This window comes from Streptomyces flavofungini (assembly GCF_041028215.1).
Classification (GTDB): Bacteria; Actinomycetota; Actinomycetes; order Streptomycetales; family Streptomycetaceae; genus Streptomyces; species Streptomyces flavofungini_B.
On record NZ_JASKYR010000904.1, the window covers coordinates 1 to 2,784 of the forward strand.

The window sequence follows — 2,784 nt, forward strand, 5'->3', positions numbered from 1 at the left end:
CCCCACCCATCCCCAAGCAAGCAAGGAGCTGCCCGATCATGTGGATCCTGGGCGTCAACGCACCGCCGGCCGGCTGGCACGACACCGCGGCCTGCCTGATCGACGGCGACGGCCGGATCGTCGCCTTCTCCGAGGAGGAACGCCTCAACCGCCGCCGCCACTCGCTGTACCGCAAGCCGTCCGGCGCGGCCCGGCTCTGCCTGGAGCAGGCGGGCATCAGCGCCGCCGACATCGACGTGGTGGCCCTGGGCTGGGACGACGAGCAGCTCTACCCCGGACGGTTCGCCGACGACGCCGAGTTCCTCGCCTACGCCGTGGGCCTGGACTTCGGCGACCGGCTGCCCGAGGTGGTGCGGGTCGGCCACCACCAGGCGCACGCCGCCTCCTCCTTCTACGCCTCGCCCTTCCGCAAGGCGGGCGTACTCGTCGTCGACGGGCACGGCGAGAACGAGTCCTCCAGCATCTGGACCTACGAGGAGGGCCGCGAGCCCCGCCTTGAGCGGTCCTGGCAGCGCACCGCCTCCCTGGGCTACGCCTACGACGCCGCCTCCACCTGGCTGGGCTTCTCCTTCCTCAACGCGGGCAAGACCATGGGCCTCGCCGCCTACGGCCGCGCCCATGACGTCCGTACGGAGAGCCTCGTCGAGATCAGCGGCGAGGACTTCCGGCTCGCCGTGGAACCGCTGACCGAGAGCACCGGGCGGGCCACCGCCGAGGAGATCAAGGAGCAGTACGAGGACACCGTCGGCCGGTGGCGCGAGCGCTACACAAGCATCGCGGGGGCCCAGGGCCCCAAGGCGGCGGAGGACCGGCTCGCCGACGACCCGAGCGCGGTCCTGGTCGCCTACACCGCCCAGCGCGTCGTGGAGGAGACCGTCACCCACCTCGCCGCCCGGGCCCGCGCGGCGGCCGGGGTCGAGGAGCTGTGCATGAGCGGCGGCGTCGCCCTGAACTGCTCCACCAACGGCACCCTGCCAGGACCGCTGTACGTCCCCCCGGTCCCGCACGATGCCGGTGTGGCGCTCGGCGCCGCCTGGACCGTCCGCCCGCCCCGCACCCGGACCACACCGCTCGACCCCTACCTCGGCAGCGACATCGCCGCCCACCGGGTCACCGACGCGGACACCACCGGCCTGCTGCGCACCCCGCTGGACATCGACGAGCTGACCGGGCTGCTCCTGGCCGGGCGGGTCGGCGCGGTCGCCCAGGGCCGCGCCGAGGTGGGGCCGCGCGCCCTGTGCCACCGCTCGATCATCGCCGTCCCCGACACGGCGGACGTCAACACACGGGTGAACACGGTGAAGAACCGCGAGCAGTGGCGGCCCTTCGCCGGAGTCACCCGGCCCGGCTACGGCGCCCGCCTCTGGGAGCGGCAGGAGCATCTCAGCCGCTACATGCTGGGCGCCGCCCGCGCCACCGGCCTGGGCCGCGAGGTCGCCCCGGGCGTCGTCCACGTCGACGGCACCACCCGCCCGCAGGTGCTCACCGGCGATGAGGCGCCCGCCGTCGGCGCGGTCCTGGACGCCCTCGAAGCCCAGGGTGCGCCGCCGGTGCTGCTCAACACCTCCTTCAACGACCGGGGCGAGCCCGTCGTCGACACCGCCGCCGACGCGCTGGCCGCGTTCCGCGCCATGGACCTGGACTTCCTCGTCCTGGGCGACGCCCTGTACCGCAAGAAGAATGCGTCGGGGGGTGTCGGCTGATGGCGGACGGACCGGTCACGGCGGAGCGGTTCCGCGCACACGGCCCCAAGCACCTGAACGACATCGCCGCCCGCTTCGGCCTGCCCGACGAGGTACGCGAGACGGTGCGGCGGGTCTCGCTCGTGCTGCCGTTCCGGGTCAACGAGTACGTACTGACCCATCTGATCGACTGGGACCGCACACCCGACGACCCGATGTTCCAGCTCACCTTCCCCCAGCGGGGCATGCTGGAGGCGGCCGACGAGGAACAGCTCGCCAAGCTCTCCGCCGACCCCGGCGACAAGCTGCTCCTGCGCGACCTGGTCGGTGACATCCGGGCCCGGCTGAACCCCCATCCCTCGGGCCAGCAGCAGTACAACGTGCCGCACCTGAACGGCGCCCCCGTGCCGGGCCTCCAGCACAAGTACCGCGAGACCGTCCTGTACTTCCCCGGCCAGGGCCAGACCTGTCACGCGTACTGCACCTACTGCTTCCGCTGGGCGCAGTTCGTCGGCGACGCCGATCTGCGCTTCGCCGCGCCGGACCCCACCGGACTGCTCGCCTACCTGGCCGAACACCCCGAGGTCAGCGACGTGCTGGTGACCGGCGGCGACCCGATGGTGATGACCACCGAACGGCTGCGCCGCCACTTGGAGCCGCTGCTCGCCGTGGAGTCGGTCGACACCGTGCGCATCGGCACCAAGTCGGTGGCGTACTGGCCCTACCGCTTCACCACCGACCACGACGCCGACGATGTGCTGCGCCTGTTCGAGCAGGTCGTCGCGGCGGGCAAGCAGCTCGCGGTGATGGCGCACTTCAGCCACCCGCGTGAACTGGAGACCGCCCCCGCCCAGGAGGCCCTGCGGCGCATCCGCGCGACCGGCGCCGTCGTCTACTGCCAGGCCCCGCTGATCGCCCGCGTCAACGACGACGCGGCGGCCTGGAGCGCGCTGTGGAAGGCCGAACTGGCGGCCGGGGCGGTGCCGTACTACCTGTTCGTGGAGCGCGACACCGGACCGCACGCCTACTTCCAGGTGCCGCTGGCCCGCGCGGTGGAGATCTTCCAGGCCGCCTACCGCACCCTGCCGGGCCTGGCCCGAAC

General features: G+C 72.8%; 2 protein-coding genes. Both read left to right on the plus strand.

The features are described from left to right. Positions 1–38 precede the first annotated feature (38 nt). Positions 39–1,703: a carbamoyltransferase C-terminal domain-containing protein gene (locus AB8Z36_RS36295; protein WP_369217651.1), complete on the plus strand. Its 1,665-nt coding sequence runs from the start codon at positions 39–41 to the stop codon at positions 1,701–1,703. Beyond that, positions 1,703–2,784 (plus strand): KamA family radical SAM protein (locus AB8Z36_RS36300; protein ID WP_369217652.1); only part of this gene is annotated, 1,082 nt, incomplete at its 3' end. The genes AB8Z36_RS36295 and AB8Z36_RS36300, both read left to right, overlap by 1 nt.